This is a genomic window from Novosphingobium bradum, from assembly GCF_042646485.1.
In the GTDB taxonomy this organism is placed as follows: domain Bacteria; phylum Pseudomonadota; class Alphaproteobacteria; order Sphingomonadales; family Sphingomonadaceae; genus Novosphingobium; species Novosphingobium bradum.
Map to the genome: position 1 here is coordinate 81,398 of NZ_JBHRTQ010000010.1, position 17,644 is coordinate 99,041.

Below are 17,644 nucleotides of genomic sequence, written 5' to 3' on the forward strand. Positions count from 1 at the left end.
ATGAGCCCTGCCACGGTCCTGCCGAAAATCGCCATCGTCATGGGCAGCCAGTCCGACTGGGCGACGATGAAGGGCGCGGCCGAGGTGCTCGAAACCCTCGGCGTCGCCGCCGACGTCCGCATCGTCTCGGCCCACCGCACGCCAGAGCGGCTCTATCACTTCGCCACCACGGCCGCCGAACACGGGTTCAAGGTGATCATCGCCGGAGCCGGCGGCGCGGCCCACCTGCCGGGCATGGTCGCCGCGCTCACCCACCTGCCGGTGCTGGGCGTGCCGGTCCAGTCCAAGGCACTGTCGGGCCAGGACAGCCTGCTCTCGATCGTCCAGATGCCCGCCGGCATCCCGGTCGGCACCCTGGCCATCGGCGAGGCCGGGGCGGTCAACGCCGGCCTGCTCGCCGCCGCGATCCTCGCCACCACCGACGAAGGCCTGTCCGAACGCCTCCAGGCCTACCGCGCGGCGCAGACCGCCAACGTGGCGGAACGGCCGAGCTGAGCGGATCATGATCCCTCCGGGTGAGACCATCGGCATTCTGGGCGGCGGCCAGCTTGGCCGGATGCTGGCCATGGCCGCGGCCCAGCTTGGCTATCGCTGCCATGTCTTCGCGCCCGAGGCCGATTCGATCGCGGCCGATGTCTGCGCCGCCTTCACCCGCGCCGAATGGAGCGATGCCGAAGCCCTCGCCCGCTTCGCCGCCGACTGCGCGGTGATCACCTACGAATTCGAGAACGTCCCCGTCGCCCCGCTCGGCGCGCTCGGCGATGCCCTCCTGCTGCCCGGCGCCAATGCGCTGGAAGTGGCGCAGGACCGGCTGAGCGAGAAGGCCTTCGTCAGCGAGCTCGGCGGCCGGCCCGCGCCGTTCGCCCCGGTCGATTCGCGCGCCGACCTGCTGGCCGCCATGGCCCGGATCGGCACCCCCGGCGTGCTCAAGACCCGGCGCGACGGCTATGACGGCAAGGGCCAGTGGCGGATCATGACCCCCGCCGATGCCGAAGCGCTAGGTGACCAGGTGTTTGCCCGCCCGCTGGTCTATGAAGGCTTCGTCCATTTCGACGCCGAATTCTCGGTGATCCTGTGCCGCGCGGCCAATGGCGACGTGCGCTTCTGGGACAGCCCGGAGAACCGGCACGACGGCGGCATCCTTGCCCGCTCCACCGTGCCCGCCGGGCGCAAGGTGGCCGGCCAGGTCGGCCAGGCCCGCCAGCTCGCGCGGGCCGTGGCCGACCGGCTCGGCTATGTCGGCGTGCTCACCTGCGAATTCTTCGCCACCTCGGCCAGCGACGGTGGCGGCCCGGTGTTCAACGAGATGGCGCCGCGCGTCCACAATTCGGGGCACTGGACCATCGAGGGCGCGATCACCAGCCAGTTCGAGAACCACGTGCGCGCGATCTGCGGCTTGCCGCTGGGCGAAACCCGCCTTGCCGCCAAGGGCGTGGTGATGGACAACCTGATCGGCGATGCCGCCCACGATTGGGCGGCGATCCTCTCGGACCCGACCAACCACCTCCACCTCTATGGCAAGGCGGCGGCGCGGCCCGGGCGCAAGATGGGCCACGTGACCCGGCTGATCCTCGAGTGAACAGTCCGGCCCCGCCGCTTCCTTCTCCGTTCCTGGTCGTTGCCGCCGCGCGCAACGGCACGATCGGGCTGGACGGCAAGCTGCCCTGGCATCTGCCGGCCGACCTCAGGCACTTCAAGGCGATGACCATGGGGCCGGACAACCGGGGCCGGCCGATGATCATGGGCCGCAAGACCTTCGAATCGCTGCCCGGCCTGCTTCCCGGCCGTCGCCACATCGTCCTCACCCGCGATCCGGCCTGGGCCGCGCCGGGCGCGGAAGTGGCCCGCGATCTCGATTCGGCCCTGGCCCTTGCCGGCGAGGAAGCCGCTGTGATCGGCGGGGGCGAGATCTACGCCTTGGCCCTGCCCCGCGCCAACCGGATCGAGCTGACCGAGGTCCACGCCGACGTGCCGGGTGATACCTTCCTGCCGCCGCTGGGCCTTGGCTGGCGCGAAATCGCGCGCGAAACCCATGATCCTTCGGGCGAACGCCCCGGCTTCGCTTTCGTCACCCTCGCCCGGGCACTATAGGCGCCTGCGCGATGACCCGTCTCGACAGCCGCCAGCCCGTTCCCGAAGCCTTCCGCGGCGCGATCGTCGCGCTCGGCAATTTCGACGGCTTCCACCTGGGCCACCAGGCCGTGGTCGGCGAGGCGGTGCGCTGGGCACGCGACGAAGGGCGGCCGGTGCTGGTCGCCACTTTCGATCCCCATCCCCGGCGCTTCTTCGTCCCCGGTTCGCCCTGGTTCCGCCTGACCACGCTCGACCAGCGCGAGGAGCTGTTCGGCGCGGCCGGGGCCGATGCCATGCTGGTGATCCATTTCGACGCGAGCCTTGCCGCGATGACCGGGCCGGAATGGGTCGAGACCATGCTTCACCGCCAGTTCGGCGCCGCCGGGGTGGTAACGGGCGCCAATTTCACCTTCGGCAAGGGCCGCAGCGAACCGGCCTCGGCGCTGGCCCGGCTGGGCGAACCCTTCGGCATCCGCGCGCGCACCGCGCCGGCGGTGCTCGATTCGGGCGAACAGGTGTCCTCCACCCGCATCCGCGCCGCGCTTCAGGCGGGCGATTGCGAAACCGCCACCCGCCTGCTCTCGCGCCCCTTCACCATCCGCGGCCCGGTGCTCCATGGCGACAAGCTGGGCCGCACCATCGGCTTTCCCACGGCCAACCTCGCGCTCGATCATTACCTGCGCCCGCGCTTCGGGATCTACGCGGTCAGGGGCCGGCTGCCCGATGGCCAGCTTCATGCCGGCGCGGCAAACCTGGGCGTGCGGCCCACCTTCGATCCGCCCAAGGAACTGCTGGAGCCTTATTTCTTCGGCTGGTCGGGCGATCTCTATGGGCACGAGATTGACGTCGAACTCCACCATTTCCTGCGCCCCGAGGCGAAGTTCGACAGCCTCGAAGCCCTCACCGCCCAGATCGCCGCCGATTGCGACGAGGCGAAGCGGGTGCTCGGCGCGTAGCGCCCGTCAACGGTTTCACGCGGAGGCGCGGAGAGGCGGAGAATGGGTCGGCGTTACCGCAGACGTTCTCCGCGCCTCCGCGCGAACCAGAAATTTGCGCTTGCCTTTCCCCAAGGCTAAGGCCCGCCGATCATGACCGAGCAGCGCGACTTCCGTAACACCGTCTTCCTCCCGAAGACCGATTTCCCCATGAAGGCCGGCCTTCCCCAGAAGGAACCGGGCATCCTGTCGCGCTGGCTGGGCGAAGGGCTGTACCAGCAGCTTCGCCAGGCCCGGACGGGGCGCGAGAAGTTCATCCTCCACGACGGCCCGCCCTATGCCAACGGCGATATCCACGTGGGCCACGCGCTCAACCACATCCTCAAGGACATGGTGGTCCGCACGCAGAGCCTGATGGGCAAGGACGCGCCCTACGTGCCCGGCTGGGACTGCCACGGCCTGCCGATCGAGTGGAAGGTCGAGGAACAGTACCGCAAGAAGAAGCGCAACAAGGACGAGGTGCCGGCGAAGGAATTCCGCGCCGAATGCCGCGCCTATGCCCAGAACTGGGTCAACACCCAGCGCGAGCAGCTGAAGCGGCTGGGCATCAATGCCGACTGGGACAATCCCTACCTCACGATGGATTTCCAGGCCGAGGCCACCATCGTGCGCGAACTCCTGCGCTTTGCGGAAAGCGGCCAGCTCTATCGCGGCGCCAAGCCGGTGATGTGGTCGCCCGTGGAGAAGACCGCGCTGGCCGAGGCCGAGGTCGAATACGAGGACATCGTTTCCACGCAGGTCGATATTGCCTTCGAGATCACCGAGAGCCCGATTGCCGAGCTGGTCGGCGCTTACGCGGTGATCTGGACGACCACGCCGTGGACCATCCCGACCAACCAGGCGCTCGCCTATGGGCCGGAGGTTGAGTATCACCATTACCGCGCCCATGACGGGCGCCGCTTCCTGATCGCCGTCGAGCTGCTGGAACAGTTCTTCGCCCGCACCGGCCTTGGCCCGGTGGCCGAGGACATCGAGGGCGATGTCGTCCTCTCCGAATATGCGCTCGGCACCTACAAGGGCGCTCAGCTCGCCGGCACCGTGGCCCGCCACCCGATGGCCAAACACCTCCGTCGCCCCGTGCCTGACACGGGGCTGGGCTCTTCTTCCAGCGCCGCGCCGGAAGGGGAAAGCCAAGGCCCGGATCAGGTCCGGGCCGACGATTGGGAGAGGATGGTCGCGTTTTTCGAACGCCCCCGCCCGTTCCTGCCCGGTGATTTCGTCACCACCGAAAGCGGCACCGGCCTCGTCCACATGGCCCCCGATCACGGCGAGGACGACTTCCTCCTGTGCAAGGCCCACGGCATCGAGCCGGTCTTCGCGGTGGAAGGCGACGGCAGGTATCGCGCCGACTGGGCCTGGCTCGGCGGGCAAGGCTCGGTCATCAACCCCAAGTTCAACGCGCCCGATGGCCCGATCTGCACGAGCTTGCGCGAAGCGGGCGGCCTGCTCGCGGCCAGCGCCGACTACAGGCACTCCTACCCCCATTCCTGGCGCTCCAAGGCCAAGGTGATCTTCCGCTGCACCCCGCAGTGGTTCGTGCCGATGGACAAGGACCTTACGGACATCCCGCTGTGCGACCATGAAGTGCAGGCGCGGGCGGAGGTGCAGGCCCTTCGACAGGCTCAGGGCGAGCGGGGTGGGGAAAATCCTCTGAATTCCGCTCAGGCTGAGCTTGTCGAAGCCCCCTCGGGCCAGACCCTGCGCCAGAAGGCGATTCAGGCCATCGCCGATACGAAATTCTATCCCGACAAGGGCCGCAACCGCATCGGCTCGATGGTCGAAGGCCGGCCGGACTGGGTGCTCTCGCGCCAGCGCGCCTGGGGCGTGCCGATCACCCTGTTCGTCGATCGCAAGTCTGGCCAGTACCTCGTCGATCCGGAAGTGAACGCCCGCATCGTCGCCGCCGTCCGCGCCGAGGGCGTCGACGCCTGGTCCGACGAAAGCGCGCAAGCCCTGCTGGGCAGCAAGTACCGCGCCGAGGACTACGAGCGCGTGGCCGACATTCTCGATGTCTGGTTCGATTCCGGCTCCACCCACGCCTTCGTGCTGGAAAGCGGGCGCTGGCCTGACCTCCAGTGGCCCGCCGACCTCTACCTCGAAGGTTCCGACCAGCATCGCGGCTGGTTCCAGTCGAGCCTGCTGGAAAGCTGCGCCACCCGCGGCCGCGCGCCCTACCAGGCCGTGCTGACCCACGGCTTCACCATGGATTCCAAGGGCATGAAGATGTCCAAGTCCTTGGGCAACACGGTCGATCCGCTCAAGGTCATGGAAACCTACGGGGCCGATATCGTCCGCCTCTGGGCGCTCTCGGTGGATTACACCGAAGACCACCGCATCGGTGACGAGATCCTCAAGGGCGTGGCCGACCAGTATCGCAAGCTCCGCAACACCTTCCGCTACCTGCTCGGCGCGCTCGATGGCTATGACGGCGCGGCGGAAAGCCTGGCCCCGGCCGAAATGCCCGAGCTGGAACGCTATGTCCTGGCCCTGCTCGCCCGGCTCGATGCCACCCTGCGCGAAGCCGCGCTGGCCTATGATTTCAACACCTATGTCCGCGCCCTGTCGGATTTCTGCAACGAAGACCTCTCGGCCTTCTTCTTCGATATCCGCAAGGACTGCCTTTACTGCGACGCAGCCACCGATCCCAAGCGCCGCGCCTATCGCACCGTGCTTGATGTGCTGTTCCAGGCGCTCGTGCGCTATGCCGCCCCGGTGCTGGTCTTCACGGCGGAAGAAGTCTGGGCCGCGCGCCATCCCGATGGCGGCAGCGTCCACCTGCTCGAATGGCCGGCGATCCCGGCCACGACCGGCGTGGACATGGCCCGCTGGGAGGACCTGCGCGCCCTTCGCGCCACGGTCAACGAAGCGATCGAGCCGCTGCGGCGCGAGAAGGTGATCGGCTCCAGCCTTGCCGCCGAAGTCATCGTGCCGGCCGGCGCCCCCGATGCGGACCTCGCCGAACTGTTCATCACCGCGACAGTCGCGCGCGGGCAGGGCGAGACGGTGACCGTCGCCCCCACCCAGACCCACAAGTGCGGCCGCTGCTGGCGCCACCTGCCCGACGTGGCCGAGGATGGCGCCTTGTGTGGCCGTTGCAGCAGCGTTGTGGCCGCGATGGACGCCCCCGCATGACCCTTGCCGCCCGCCGCAGGCTCGCCGGCCTCGCCATCGCTGCCCTGGTGCTGGTGGCCGACAAGCTGGTGAAATGGCTGATGATCGGCCCGCTGCGACTGGCCGAGGTCCAGGTGATCGACCTCACCAGCTTCTTCGGCCTGCGCTGGGCGCAGAACTATGGCGTGTCGTTCTCGCTGCTCTCGGCCTCCACCAGCGAGAGCCGCTGGCTGCTGGTCGGCCTCACCGCCGTGATCGCGCTGGGCGTGCTGGTCTGGCTGCTGCGCGAGAAGGCCTGTGCCGAAGTGGCCGCGCTCGGCATGGTGCTGGGCGGCGCGCTGGGCAACATCCATGACCGGGCGACGCTCGGCTACGTGGTGGACTATGCCGACCTTCATTTCGGCCAGTTCCGCCCCTTCCAGATCTTCAACCTGGCCGATGCGGCGATCTCCATCGGCGTGGTGATTATCCTTGCCCGCTCGTTCCTTTCGCGCGAAAAGCGCGGCCCAGACGATGCGGACGCCCAACCGGCGCGCGCGCCTTTCGAGAGTTGAACCCATGCGTAAGACCCTGGCTATCGTGACCCTGCTCGGCACCAGTGCCCTGCTCGCCGGCTGCGGCTCGGGCGGCGGTCTGCTCGGCCGCGCCCGGCCCGATGAAATGGCCGTGCAGCGCCAGGCGCCGCTGGTGGTTCCGCCCGATTTCGCGCTGACCCCGCCCCAGCCCGGCGCCCCGCGCCCCAACGATACCAGCGCCCAGCAGCAGGCGCTCGATGCCCTGTTCGGCGGCCCGGCCCCGCGCAGCCCGGTGGAACAGGCCACGATCGGCCATGCCGGCGCCGCCGCGCCCGGGATCCGCTCGGCCGTGGGCGACCCGCGCACCAACACCGTCGCCAAGGGCGCGATCACCCGCGATATCGTCGCCGCGCCCCAGGGCGATGGCCGCGAAGCCCAGGCGGTGATCCCGGGCTGAGCGTTCCGGTCCGGTCCTTGCGCCGGATCAATGTGCCCCTCCGGGGTATGTTCCAACAGGTTGGCCGGTCTGCGCCCGCGCCAGGGCGCATGACGGAATGGAGGTTGCAGGGCAGATGAGCGGAGCGGATGTCGTTATCGTCGGAGCCGGTCACGCCGGTGCCCAGGCGGGAATCGCCCTCAGGCAGAACGGCTTTGCCGGCACGATCGCGATGATCGGGCGGGAAAGCGAACCGCCCTATGAACGCCCGCCGCTGTCCAAGGAATATTTCGCCCGCGAGAAGACCTTCGAGCGGCTCTATATCCGCCCGCCGCACTTCTGGGGCGAGAAGGACATCGACCTCAAGCTCGGCGTCGAAGTCACCAGGGTCGATCCGGCGGCCAAGGTGCTCACCCTGTCCGATGGCTCCACCTTCACCTATGGCAAGCTGATCTGGGCCACCGGCGGCGATCCGCGCCGGCTCTCCTGCAAGGGCGCCGACCTTGCCGGCGTCCACGCCGTCCGCACCCGCGCCGATTGCGACCAGCTGATGGGCGAGATCGATGGCGGGGTGCGCGATATCGTCGTCATCGGCGGCGGCTATATCGGGCTGGAAGCGGCCGCGGTGCTCACCAAGCTGGGCTGCAAGGTCACCCTGCTCGAAGCCCTGCCGCGCGTGCTGGCGCGTGTCGCCGGGCCGGAACTCTCCGCCTTCTACGAAAAGGAACACCGCGACCACGGGGTGGACCTGCGGACCGATGTCGCGGTCGATTCGATCGAGGGCGAAGGCCGCGTTACCGGCGTGATCCTGGCCGATGGCACGGTGATCCCGGCCGAGGCGGTGATCGTGGGCATCGGCATCGTGCCGGCCATCGGCCCGCTGATCGCGGCCGGCGCCGCCGGGGCCAATGGCATCGACATCGACGAATACTGCCGCACCTCGCTGCCCGATATCTACGCGGTGGGCGATTGCGCGGCCTTTGCCTGCGATTTTGCCGGCGGCACGGTGATGCGGGTCGAATCGGTCCAGAACGCCAACGACCAGGCCACCTGCGTGGCCAAGGCGATCTGCGGCGAGGAAAAGCCCTATCACGCCTTCCCGTGGTTCTGGTCGAACCAGTATGACCTGCGCCTGCAGACCGCCGGCCTCTCGGTCGGCTATGACCAGACCATTACCCGCGGCGATCCGGCCACCCGCTCGTTCTCGGTGATCTACCTCAAGGCCGGCAAGATCATCGCGCTCGATTGCGTGAATGCGACCAAGGACTATGTCCAGGGCCGCAAGCTGGTCGAAGCCGGCCTCTCGCCCGATCCGGCGAAGCTGGCCGATGCCGCGGTGCCGCTCAAGGAACTGCTGCCGGCCTGAGCCGTTCGCCGGCCCAGCGGGCGGCCTCCGCCACCACCGGATCGGGATCGGCCATCAGCGCGCGTATCTGGGCCAGCAGCCCGGCCTCGCCGCTGTTGCCGGCCGCATAAAGGCAATTGCGGACGAAGCGGTTGCGGCCGATCCGCTTGATCGGGCTGCCCGAGAACAGCCGCCGAAAGCCCGCATCGTCCAGCGCCAGCAGTTCGGCCAGGCGCGGCGCGGCCAGTTCGGCGCGCGGCAGGAAGGCGCGGTTGGCGGCGGCGACGACGGCGAACTTGTTCCATGGGCAGACCGCCAGGCAATCGTCGCAGCCATAGATCCGGTTGCCCAGCGCAGCGCGGAATTCCTCCGGCACCGGCCCCGCGTGCTCGATCGTGAGATAGGAAATGCAGCGCCGCGCATCGAGCCGGTAGGGTGCGGGGAAGGCGCCAGTCGGGCAGGCGCGCTGGCAGGCCTGGCACGAGCCGCAGCGATCGGGCGCGGGGCCGTCGGGCGCAAAGGCCAGCGTGGTGTAGATCGCGCCTAGAAACAGCCACGAGCCATGGTCCCGGCTGACAAGGTTGGTGTGCTTGCCCTGCCAGCCCAGCCCGGCGGCCTGGCCCAGCGGCTTTTCCATCACCGGCGCGGTATCGACGAAGACCTTCACGCCAATTCCGTCTGGCGCCTCGCCCAGCCCGGCCCGCGCCGCCTCGGCCACCAGCCAGCGGGCCAGCGCCTTGAGCGCCTTCTTCACCGTGTCGTGATAGTCCTGGCCCTGCGCGTAGACCGAGATCCGCGCGCGGTCGGGCCTGTCGGCCAGGGCCAGCGGATCGGCGGTGGGCGCATAGCTCATCCCCAGCGCGATCACGCTACGCGCCTCAGGCCACAGCCCTTGCGGCGAGCGGCGGTGATGGGCGCGGGCCGCCATCCATTCCATCTGGCCATGCGCGCCCTCGCCCAGCCATTCCTCCAGCCGGCGGGCGGCCAGCGGGTCTTCGGCGGCGGGCGCGATCCCGCAGGCGCCAAAGCCCAGCCGCGCCGCCTCGGCCTTCATGTCCGCCAGGAGCCGATCGATGGCCAGCTCGTTAACCAAGCTCGCGTATCCTCCTCTTCACGAAGCAGGGATTACCGATCACACTCATGAAGATGGAACTAGGCACTTGGGATGCGGCGGGCAATGCCTCGCCGCCACAATCGGGCGAACGCCCGCTCGCCATCGAGGCGCGCGGCCTCGTCAAGCGGTTCGACGGCTTCACCGCGGTCGACGGGGTGGACCTCTCGGTTCCCGAAGGCGCGATCTACGGGGTGCTCGGCCCCAATGGCGCGGGCAAGACGACCACCCTGCGGATGCTGCTGGGGATCATCGATCCCGATGAAGGCTACCGCCGCGTGCTGGGCAGCGAACGCCCCCACGACATGGCCCATGCCATCGGCTACCTGCCCGAGGAGCGCGGCCTCTACCCGGCGATGAAGGCGGTGGAGGCGATCGCCTTCCTCGGCGCCCTGCGCGGCCTGCCGCTGGCCGAGGGCCGCCGCCGGGGCCGGAAGCTGCTGGAAGACCATGGCCTGGGCCATGCCGCCGATCGTCAGATCCGCCAGCTCTCCAAGGGCATGGCCCAGCAGGTCCAGATTCTCGGCTGCCTGGTCCACGATCCGCGCCTGGTCATCTTCGACGAGCCCTTCTCCGGGCTGGACGCGATCAATCAGGGCAAGCTGGAGAAGATGATGCGCGGCCTTGCCGAAAAGGGCACGACCGTGATCTTCTCCACCCACGTCATCGCCCATGCCGAACGCCTGTGCGACGGGATCGCGATCATCGCGGGCGGCAAGGTGCCCTTCGCCGGCCCGGTCGACGTCGCGCGCGATCGCATCCGCGCCCAGGTCCGCCTCGAAACCCGCCTGGCCGATGGCCCGTGGCGCGCCGCCCTGCCGGCCGATGCCCGCCACGACCGCAAGCTCGACGGCTCCTCGTTCTTCTACTTCCCCCTGCCCGCCACGGGCATCGAACCCCTGCTGCGCGCCCTGATCGAGGGCGAGGCCGGCATCCTGTCGCTCTCGATCGAGCGCGCCGGGCTGCACGATGCCTTCGTCGCCATCGCCGGCGAGGCGGCGGCCCGCGCCCTGGAAGAAAACCCCGAAGAGGAGCAGCGCCGATGAGCGCCCCCGATTCCATCCCCTTTTCAACGGGCCGCCCCGCCACGGGCCGCCTCTCCACCCTGGCCGCCGCTCTGGTCGTCGCCCGGCGCGATTTCGCCGCCGTGCTGCTGTCGCGCTCGTTCCTGTTCTTCCTGATCGGCCCGCTGTTCCCGCTCGTGGTCGGCGCCCTGGCCAGCGGGGTGGGTAACAGCGTGGAACGCACCGCCACCCGGCCCGTGCTGGCCGTGGCGCTGAGCGCGAGCGAAACCGCGGCCCTGGGCGCAGCGGCCCACCGGCTCGACTCGCAGCTCGAAGATACGGTCCCCGCCCTCCTCCCGCTCGCCCCCACGGCGAAGGCCACCCCCGAACAGCTCCTGCACGACAATGCCGCCCGGGCCAGCGCCGTGCTGAGCGGAACCCTTGCCCAGCCGGTGCTGACCGGCCCCGCGGGCCTGATCGACGAATGGCGCGGCCCGGTCACCCTGCTCGCCGCCGAGGCGCAGAAGGCCTCGCCCCGCCCCTGGCCCGAGGTCCGCCTCGCCGCGACGGCCCTGCCCAGCGCGCCCACCGACCGGCTTGGCCGGATGCGGACCGCCCAGGCCGGGCAGACCCTGCTGTTCCTGCTCACCATGTTGCTGGCGGGCATGGTCCTGTCCAACCTGGTCGAGGAAAAGGCCAACAAGATCATCGAGGTGCTTGCCGCCGCGATCCCGATGGACGCCCTGTTCCTGGGCAAGCTCTTCGCCATGCTGGCGATCAGCTTCGTCGGCATCGCGGTCTGGGGCGCGGTCGGCACCACGGTCATGGTGGCCGGCGGACGCAGCTTGGCCGAATTGACCACGCCGGCGGTCGGCTGGCCACTGTTCCTGGCCCTGGGCACGATCTATTTCGCCATGGCCTACCTGCTGCTCGGCTCGGTGTTCCTGGCGATCGGCTCGATGGCCTCCACCGTGCGCGAGGTGCAGACCCTGTCGATGCCGGTCACCATGCTGCAATTGCTGGTGTTCTTCTTCGCCTCCTATGCGGTGGCCAGCCCGGGTTCGCTGCTCGAACAGGCCGCCGTGCTGGTGCCGTTTTCCTCGCCCTTCGCCATGCTGGCGCGGGCCGCGCAGGATCCGGGCCTCGGCCAGCACCTGCTGGCGCTCGCCTGGCAGGCTGGCTGGGTGGCGCTGTTCATCCGCCTCGGCGCGCGCCTGTTCCGCACCAGGGTGATGAAATCGGGACCGGCCGTCACCCGGCGGCGCTGGCGCAAGGCCGCGCGCGCCGCGGCCTGAACGGGCACTCCCGCCGGCGCGCCGGCTGGGCTATGCTGGCGGGGACAAATGGAGTCGCCGCCCATGCCCCAGCTTTCGCGCCGCAACGCCCTGCGCCTCCTCGCCGCCGGCGCGGCCGTGCCGGTGCTCGCCGCCTGCGGCCCGGGCCGGGCCAGCGCGGCCGCCTGGCCGGTCCACTTCACCGAGGCCGAATGGCGCCGGCGGCTCACCCCTGAACAGTTCCGCGTGCTGCGCCAGAAGGGCACCGAATATCCCGGCACCTCGCCGCTGCTGGGCGAACACCGCAAGGGCACCTTCGCTTGCGCGGCCGATGGCAATCCGCTGTTCTCGTCGGCCACCAAGTATGAAAGCGGCACCGGCTGGCCCAGCTTCTGGCAGCCGCTGCCCCGGGCGGTTGGCTATGCGACCGACTGGGATCTTGGCGGCCCGCGCACCGAAGTCCACTGCGCTCGCTGCGGCGGCCACCTGGGCCACGTGTTCGACGATGGGCCAAAGCCCACCGGCAAGCGCTATTGCATGAACGGCGCGGCGCTGAAATTCGTGCCCGCGTGAAGCCCCGCGCGTGGGCCGGCTAGGCCCGGCGCGCGAACGGGCTGTCGTCCAGTTCGCCGGGCGGCGCGGGCAGGGGCTGGAGCCTGAAGGCCAGCCGGGCGAAATCCTCCAGCCGGAACGTATCCTCGAACACCAGGCCGGCGGCGGGCGGCCGGCGCCAGCGCACCTTGGCGATGATTGGCGCCAAGCCCGCGATCTCCAGCCGGAACTGCCGGTTGATCGCCAGCTGCTCGGCGCACTCGATCCGCGCGCCCTGCTGCGACAGGTCGTGGACCGTGGCATGGAGCGCATCGCGGCCCGCCACCAGCAGGGCCGGCAGGACCAGCCGCAGACGCACCGGACGGCGCGGGTAAGGCCCGCTCTCCTTGATCAGGTATTCGACCGGAACGGCGCCGCGAAAGCGCAGGCCGGCATGATCGCCCTGCTCCCACACCCGCTCCACCTCGAAGCGATCGCCATTGCCGAGTTCCAGCACCATGGCCTGGGCCGGCAGGGGATGGAAACAGCGCACCTTCACGCCCGAGGCCGAGGCATCGCGCAATACGCACAGGTATTCGCCGCAAGGCGCCACCAGCTTGGCCGGCCGGATCAGCAGGTTGACGCGCGGCGCGGCGCGCTGGTCGGAGCCTTCGCTCCCGTGCTGCCCCGGATGGACCGGATCGTGCATACGCCTTGCCCCCTGGTGCCGGCCCCGCGCCCCATGCACAGTGCCAAACCAGCCGCAGGATAGTTCGCGTCAGGTTGCCCTCCTGTTCCACAACAAGCCTAACCGACCGTTAAGCATGGGCAAAAGTCATCCTTGCCGGCAGCTTGCCCACCAGCTCGGTAATCGCGCGGAGCCGCGGCTTTGCCCACGGGAAAGAGCCTCGGCCCTAGACCGGCGCCCTTAACCAAAGGGAGGCGCGCGCCGATGCTCAAGCGGATCGAAACCGACGACGTCGAACTGGGGATGTTCATCCACCGGCTCGAGGGCAACTGGTTCCGCCATCCGTTCTGGAAGGCGCGGTTCCTGCTGGAGGATGAAACCCTGCTCCAGCGCCTGCGCCACAGCGCGGTGCCGGGTGTGATCATCGATACCGCGCGCAGCGCAGCGCCGGCCGGCGCTCGCCCGTCCGGATCGACCCGCGGCGCGCCCGCCGAATCGCCCATCCTGCGGCGCGGAGCGCGACGCGCCGCCGCCGGGCGCGGCGCCAGCCCCGATGCGGCCGAACGCGAGGCGGAACTGCGAAGCCTTGCCCCGCGCACCATGGCCCGCGAGTTCGGCCTCGCCAATCGCGTCGCCGAAAGGTCGCGCCGGGCGATCAACCGCACCTTCCTGGAAGCGCGGCTGGGCAAGGCCGTGGCGCCAAGCGCGGTCGAACCGGTGGTCGATGATGTCTTCGCCTCGATCCAGCGCAATGCCCATGCCTTCAACGGCCTGATGCGGTGCAAGCGCGATACCGAATTCGTCTATCGCCACGCCCTGTCGGTCTGCGCGCTGATGATCTCGCTGGGGCGGGCGATGAAGCTGGAGCCGCGCGAGATCCGCATGGCGGGCATGGCCGGCCTGCTGCTCGACGTGGGCGTGGGCCACCTGCCGCAGCAGGGCGAACTCTCCGCCGATTTCCGCGATATCGATCCCGAACTGTTCCGGGTCCACGTGAAGCTGGGCCACGACCTGCTCTATACCGGCGGGATGCCCGAGGCGGTCACCACCGCCTGCCTCCAGCACCACGAACGGCTGGATGGCAGCGGCTATCCGCTGGGCCTGGCCGGCGAGGTGATCGGCCGATACGGCCGGATGGCGGCGATCTGCGACACCTATGACTGGCTGGTCGACGATAGCGGTGGCCATCCCGCGCTCGATCCGGCGGCGGCGATCGAACACCTCGCCCGGCCCGGTTCGGGCTTCGATCCCGAACTGGTCATGCGCTTCACCGAGGCGGTCGGCATTCACCCGATCGGGGCCGTGGTCGAACTCGAATCGGGGCGCCTGGCCATGGTCGTCGCCCAGGACGACAGCGATCCCACCCGCCCACGCGTCCGCACCTTCTGGTCCAGGAACGAACAAAGGGCGCTGCCGCCCAGCGACATCGCCCTTGCCCAGTGCTTCGGTGAAGACCGCATCGTCGGCCGAGCCGACCTGGCATCCATGATGCCCGGCGACTTCGCCCCGCTGCGCGAGCGGCTGTTCGCCGGGTCCTGCGCCGGCGGCTGACCCCGTCGCCGGGGCCGCCGCCGGCCGCCAGGTCAGGCGTTCGCGCTCTGCAGCTGCGACGAGGTCTTGCCGAAAGTGGTGTCGAGCTGCGAGCCGAGGCCGGCAACCGTGGTCATCACCGCCACGGCGATCAGCGCGGCGATCAGGCCATATTCGATGGCGGTGGCGCCGTCCTCGTTGCGGACCAGGCTCTTGAGTGTCTTCGTCATGGCAATCATCCTCCGGGTTCGCCCCTTGAACCGCGGCCTTTATCCCGGACGATAGTAAACAATTGGCAAACACTTACGGGGATTCACGCAGACAGGATTCCGCAAACCTTTTAATCTCGCGGGAAAATGCTCCCCAAACGCAAAAACGCGCCGGTTTCCCGGCGCGTTTTTCGTGATCCGCAAGGATGCGGCGATCAGGCTGCGACGGCCGCCTTCTTGGCCAGCTCGCGCTTCACCTTGAGGGCGCGCGGGCTGAGCTTGACGTCGGCGGTCTTGAGCAGCCAGTTGTCGAGGCCGCCGTTGTGCTCCACCGAGCGCAGGCCGTGAGTGGACACGCGGAACTTGAAGCTCCGGTCAAGGCCTTCCGAGAGCAGCGTGACGTTCTGCAGGTTGGGCAGGAACACGCGCTTGGTCTTGTTGTTGGCGTGGCTGACGTTGTGGCCGATTTGACGGCCCTTGCCGGTCAGTTCGCAAATACGGGACATGGCTAAGCTCTCTACAGAATCTGGTGCCCGAAACCGGGGCCGGAGCCGGGGCGAAGCGCGCCCTTACCGATTCACCCCGGCAAGGTCAAGTTGTGCACAGGGCTTTGGCGGGCTAACCGGGCGCCATGACGCGTTGGCCGCTCCCCGATCCGATGAAACAGGCGCTGGACCAGGCGCGCGCCGGCGCCGATCGCGGGGAAGTGCCGATCGGCGCGGTGATCATCCGCGATGGCGCGGTCATCGCCGCCGCGCACAACCAGCCCCGCGCCCTCCACGATCCCACCGCCCATGCCGAGATTCTGGCGATTCGCGCCGCCGCCGCCGCGCTCGGCCAGGAACGGCTGGAGGGCTGCGAACTGTGGGTCACCCTGGAACCCTGCGCCATGTGCGCCGGCGCCATCGCCCATGCCCGCATCGCCCGCCTCTACTATGCCGCGCCCGATCCCAAGGGCGGCGCGGTCGACCATGGGGCGCGGGTTTTCGAACAGCCCCAGTGCCTCCACCGCCCCGATGTCTATTCCGGCATGGGCGAGGCCGAATCGGCGAACCTGCTGCGGGGATTCTTCATGGCGAAGCGGTGATGGGTTGAACCCTCAAATCCCCCGCCAGATCTTCAGCCCCGCGCCATCGGCCGGGCCAAAGGCGCTCCGCCGGCAAGCCTCCGGCCGATACTGCCGGTTGTGGCAGATCCGCAGTTCGCGCAGCCAGCCCGATTCGCTCGTCACCACGCCGATCGCCTCGCGCGGCAGGCCCGGGTTGGCGAGCGCCACCGCCTCGCGCAAGGCGCCAACCGTCAGCCCCGGGCGCAGCGACAGCCGGTCGGCATCGGGCCAGCGAAACCGCGCCCAGAGGTGGCGGGCGATCCCCCAGTAGGCTTCGGGCGATTGCGCCATGCACGATCCGTGCTTGGCCCATTCGTGCTCGATCAGCCAGGGCACCGGCGTGGCGCACAGCCCCTGGCGCACGGTTTCGGGGGCGGGGCGCGGGGTCAGCGCGCACCACTGCGGCACCGGCCCGCCGGCCCCTTCCGGCCACAGCCCGTGGAGCACGAAGCCGAACCGGCCATTGCGGCCCGAACACTGGATCGAGGCCGGATCGCGGTCCCGCCGGCAGAATTCCGGCGACCACGAGACCGCCAGCGTATAGCCGGTAATCGGTGCCCTGCGGGTCGGCCCGTCCGGTACGACCGGGCGCAGCGGCGCAAGGCGCTGGGGCAGGCTGCACTGGTAGGCCTGGGCCAGCGCGGGCGCCGGCAGGAGCGCCAGCAGGCCGGCGGCAAGCGCCCTCACAGGGCGGTGAAGTCCAGCCCGATATCGGCGGCCGGCGCCGACTGGGTCAGGCGGCCCACCGACACATAGGTGACGCCCGATGCGGCGATCGCGGCGATGGTATCAAGGCGGACCCCGCCCGAGGCCTCGGTCGGCACCCGTCCGGCCACGATGCCGACCGCTTGCATCAGCGTTGCAGGGTCCATGTTGTCGAGCAGCAGGTGCGTTGCCCCGGCGGCGAGCGCGGGCTCGATCTGGTCGAGCCGATCCACCTCGCAGATGATGTCTTTGACCCCTGCCGCGCGGGCGCAGCCGATCGCCTGTCCGACGCTGCCAGCCACGGCCACGTGGTTGTCCTTGATCATCGCCGCGTCCCACAGCCCCAGCCGGTGGTTCTTCGCCCCGCCGGTGCGGGTGGCATACTTCTCGAGATGGCGCAGGCCCGGAATGGTCTTGCGGGTATCGAGCAGCGTGCCATGCCCCTGCATGGCCTCGACATAGTCCCGCGTCATGGTTGCGATCCCGGAGAGATGCTGCACCGTGTTGAGCGCCGACCGTTCGGCCGTCAACATGGCCCGCGCCTTGCCCGACAGCCGCATCAGCTCGGTCCCGGCGGGCACCTTGGCGCCTTCCTCGTGCAGGATTTCGATCTCGACCGCGGGATCGAGCGCGCGGAAAAAGGCGGCGGCGATCGGCAGGCCGCAGACCACGATCGCATCGCGGCTGTCCATCACCCCGGCAAACCGCGCCTCGGCCGGAATCACGCTCTCGCTGGTGACATCGCGCCCGCCGCCGGGCCAACCCTCGCCCAGATCCTCGGCAAGGGTAGCGGAAACGAAGGCGGCAAGGTCGAAACCGGGGATGGCAAAGGTCATGGCCCAAGCGTTTCGCGCACAGGGGGGCGCTGTGCAAGAGGTGGTTCACGCGGAGACGCGGAGACGCGGAGACGCGGAGAATGTCGTGCTTGCAGCAAAGCCGCCCTCAGGATCGCCCTTGGGCCGGGCCACACATATCCTTCACCGGCGCTACGCGGGATTTCAGCGCAGGC

At 69.5% G+C, this 17,644-nt stretch carries 19 protein-coding genes; 13 read left to right on the plus strand and 6 right to left on the minus strand.

Annotation, left to right across the window (positions count from 1 at the left end; genetic code table 11):
* The 8 genes from purE (at position 1) to ACFOD9_RS11800 (ending at position 8,496) form a co-directional block, all read left to right on the plus strand.
* Complete coding sequence (gene purE, locus ACFOD9_RS11765) at positions 1-495, plus strand: 5-(carboxyamino)imidazole ribonucleotide mutase (RefSeq protein ID WP_379510307.1); 495 nt, start codon at positions 1-3, stop codon at positions 493-495.
* Between the two features lie 7 nt (positions 496-502).
* Complete coding sequence (locus ACFOD9_RS11770; protein WP_379510308.1) at positions 503-1,579, plus strand: 5-(carboxyamino)imidazole ribonucleotide synthase; 1,077 nt, start codon at positions 503-505, stop codon at positions 1,577-1,579.
* Positions 1,576-2,091 carry a dihydrofolate reductase gene (locus ACFOD9_RS11775; RefSeq protein WP_379510309.1) on the plus strand — a complete coding sequence of 172 codons (516 nt, stop codon included), beginning with the start codon at positions 1,576-1,578 and terminating at the stop codon, positions 2,089-2,091. Before ACFOD9_RS11770 ends, ACFOD9_RS11775 begins: the two co-directional genes overlap by 4 nt.
* 11 nt (positions 2,092-2,102) lie before the next feature.
* Positions 2,103-3,029 carry a bifunctional riboflavin kinase/FAD synthetase gene (locus ACFOD9_RS11780; RefSeq protein WP_379510310.1) on the plus strand — a complete coding sequence of 309 codons (927 nt, stop codon included), beginning with the start codon at positions 2,103-2,105 and terminating at the stop codon, positions 3,027-3,029.
* 132 nt (positions 3,030-3,161) lie between these two features.
* Positions 3,162-6,200, plus strand: coding sequence for an isoleucine--tRNA ligase (gene ileS / locus ACFOD9_RS11785; RefSeq protein WP_379510311.1), 3,039 nt, complete (start codon positions 3,162-3,164; stop codon positions 6,198-6,200).
* Positions 6,197-6,733, plus strand: a complete 537-nt coding sequence (lspA, locus tag ACFOD9_RS11790; RefSeq protein WP_379510312.1) for a signal peptidase II — start codon at positions 6,197-6,199, stop codon at positions 6,731-6,733. Before ileS ends, lspA begins: the two co-directional genes overlap by 4 nt.
* Positions 6,734-6,737: 4 nt before the next feature.
* On the plus strand, positions 6,738-7,151 hold the full coding sequence (locus tag ACFOD9_RS11795) for a DUF3035 domain-containing protein (protein WP_379510313.1): 414 nt from the start codon (positions 6,738-6,740) through the stop codon (positions 7,149-7,151).
* Positions 7,152-7,266: 115 nt separating this feature from the next.
* Positions 7,267-8,496: an NAD(P)/FAD-dependent oxidoreductase gene (locus ACFOD9_RS11800; RefSeq protein ID WP_379510314.1), complete on the plus strand. Its 1,230-nt coding sequence runs from the start codon at positions 7,267-7,269 to the stop codon at positions 8,494-8,496.
* On the opposite strand, the gene queG is transcribed toward ACFOD9_RS11800, so the two are convergent.
* Positions 8,474-9,529 carry a tRNA epoxyqueuosine(34) reductase QueG gene (gene queG / locus ACFOD9_RS11805; protein ID WP_379510562.1) on the minus strand — a complete coding sequence of 352 codons (1,056 nt, stop codon included), beginning with the start codon at positions 9,527-9,529 and terminating at the stop codon, positions 8,474-8,476. The genes ACFOD9_RS11800 and queG overlap by 23 nt on opposite strands.
* Before the next feature lie 92 nt (positions 9,530-9,621).
* On the opposite strand from queG, the gene ACFOD9_RS11810 reads away from it, so the two are divergent.
* From ACFOD9_RS11810 to msrB, 3 genes are all read left to right on the plus strand, one after another.
* Positions 9,622-10,632: an ABC transporter ATP-binding protein gene (locus tag ACFOD9_RS11810; RefSeq protein ID WP_379510315.1), complete on the plus strand. Its 1,011-nt coding sequence runs from the start codon at positions 9,622-9,624 to the stop codon at positions 10,630-10,632.
* Positions 10,629-11,885: an ABC transporter permease gene (locus tag ACFOD9_RS11815; RefSeq protein ID WP_379510316.1), complete on the plus strand. Its 1,257-nt coding sequence runs from the start codon at positions 10,629-10,631 to the stop codon at positions 11,883-11,885. Before ACFOD9_RS11810 ends, ACFOD9_RS11815 begins: the two co-directional genes overlap by 4 nt.
* A gap of 63 nt (positions 11,886-11,948) precedes the next feature.
* Positions 11,949-12,437: a peptide-methionine (R)-S-oxide reductase MsrB gene (gene msrB / locus ACFOD9_RS11820; protein WP_379510317.1), complete on the plus strand. Its 489-nt coding sequence runs from the start codon at positions 11,949-11,951 to the stop codon at positions 12,435-12,437.
* 19 nt (positions 12,438-12,456) lie between these two features.
* Here the strand turns inward: msrB and ACFOD9_RS11825 are convergent, their stop codons facing one another.
* Positions 12,457-13,104, minus strand: coding sequence for a PilZ domain-containing protein (locus ACFOD9_RS11825; protein WP_379510318.1), 648 nt, complete (start codon positions 13,102-13,104; stop codon positions 12,457-12,459).
* A 243-nt stretch (positions 13,105-13,347) separates the two neighbouring features.
* On the opposite strand from ACFOD9_RS11825, the gene ACFOD9_RS11830 reads away from it, so the two are divergent.
* Positions 13,348-14,634 (plus strand): HD-GYP domain-containing protein, encoded by a 1,287-nt coding sequence (locus ACFOD9_RS11830; RefSeq protein ID WP_379510319.1) that lies wholly within the window; start codon positions 13,348-13,350, stop codon positions 14,632-14,634.
* 32 nt (positions 14,635-14,666) lie between these two features.
* Here the strand turns inward: ACFOD9_RS11830 and ACFOD9_RS11835 are convergent, their stop codons facing one another.
* Positions 14,667-14,843, minus strand: a complete 177-nt coding sequence (locus ACFOD9_RS11835; RefSeq protein WP_379510320.1) for a Flp family type IVb pilin — start codon at positions 14,841-14,843, stop codon at positions 14,667-14,669.
* 194 nt (positions 14,844-15,037) lie between these two features.
* Positions 15,038-15,328, minus strand: coding sequence for a 50S ribosomal protein L28 (gene rpmB, locus ACFOD9_RS11840; protein ID WP_379510321.1), 291 nt, complete (start codon positions 15,326-15,328; stop codon positions 15,038-15,040).
* A 125-nt stretch (positions 15,329-15,453) separates the two neighbouring features.
* Here rpmB and ACFOD9_RS11845 point away from each other — a divergent pair, with 125 nt between their 5' ends.
* Complete coding sequence (locus ACFOD9_RS11845; RefSeq protein ID WP_379510322.1) at positions 15,454-15,909, plus strand: nucleoside deaminase; 456 nt, start codon at positions 15,454-15,456, stop codon at positions 15,907-15,909.
* A 12-nt stretch (positions 15,910-15,921) separates the two neighbouring features.
* Here ACFOD9_RS11845 and ACFOD9_RS11850 read toward each other — a convergent pair whose 3' ends face one another.
* Together ACFOD9_RS11850 and nadC are read right to left on the minus strand one after the other, a co-directional pair.
* The gene (locus ACFOD9_RS11850) at positions 15,922-16,617 is read right to left on the minus strand and encodes a ribonuclease T2 family protein (protein ID WP_379510323.1); all 696 of its coding nucleotides are present in this window, start codon (positions 16,615-16,617) and stop codon (positions 15,922-15,924) included.
* The gene (nadC, locus tag ACFOD9_RS11855; RefSeq protein WP_379510324.1) at positions 16,614-17,471 is read right to left on the minus strand and encodes a carboxylating nicotinate-nucleotide diphosphorylase; all 858 of its coding nucleotides are present in this window, start codon (positions 17,469-17,471) and stop codon (positions 16,614-16,616) included. The genes ACFOD9_RS11850 and nadC overlap by 4 nt, the downstream gene beginning before the upstream one ends.
* Between the last annotated feature and the right edge of the window lie 173 nt (positions 17,472-17,644).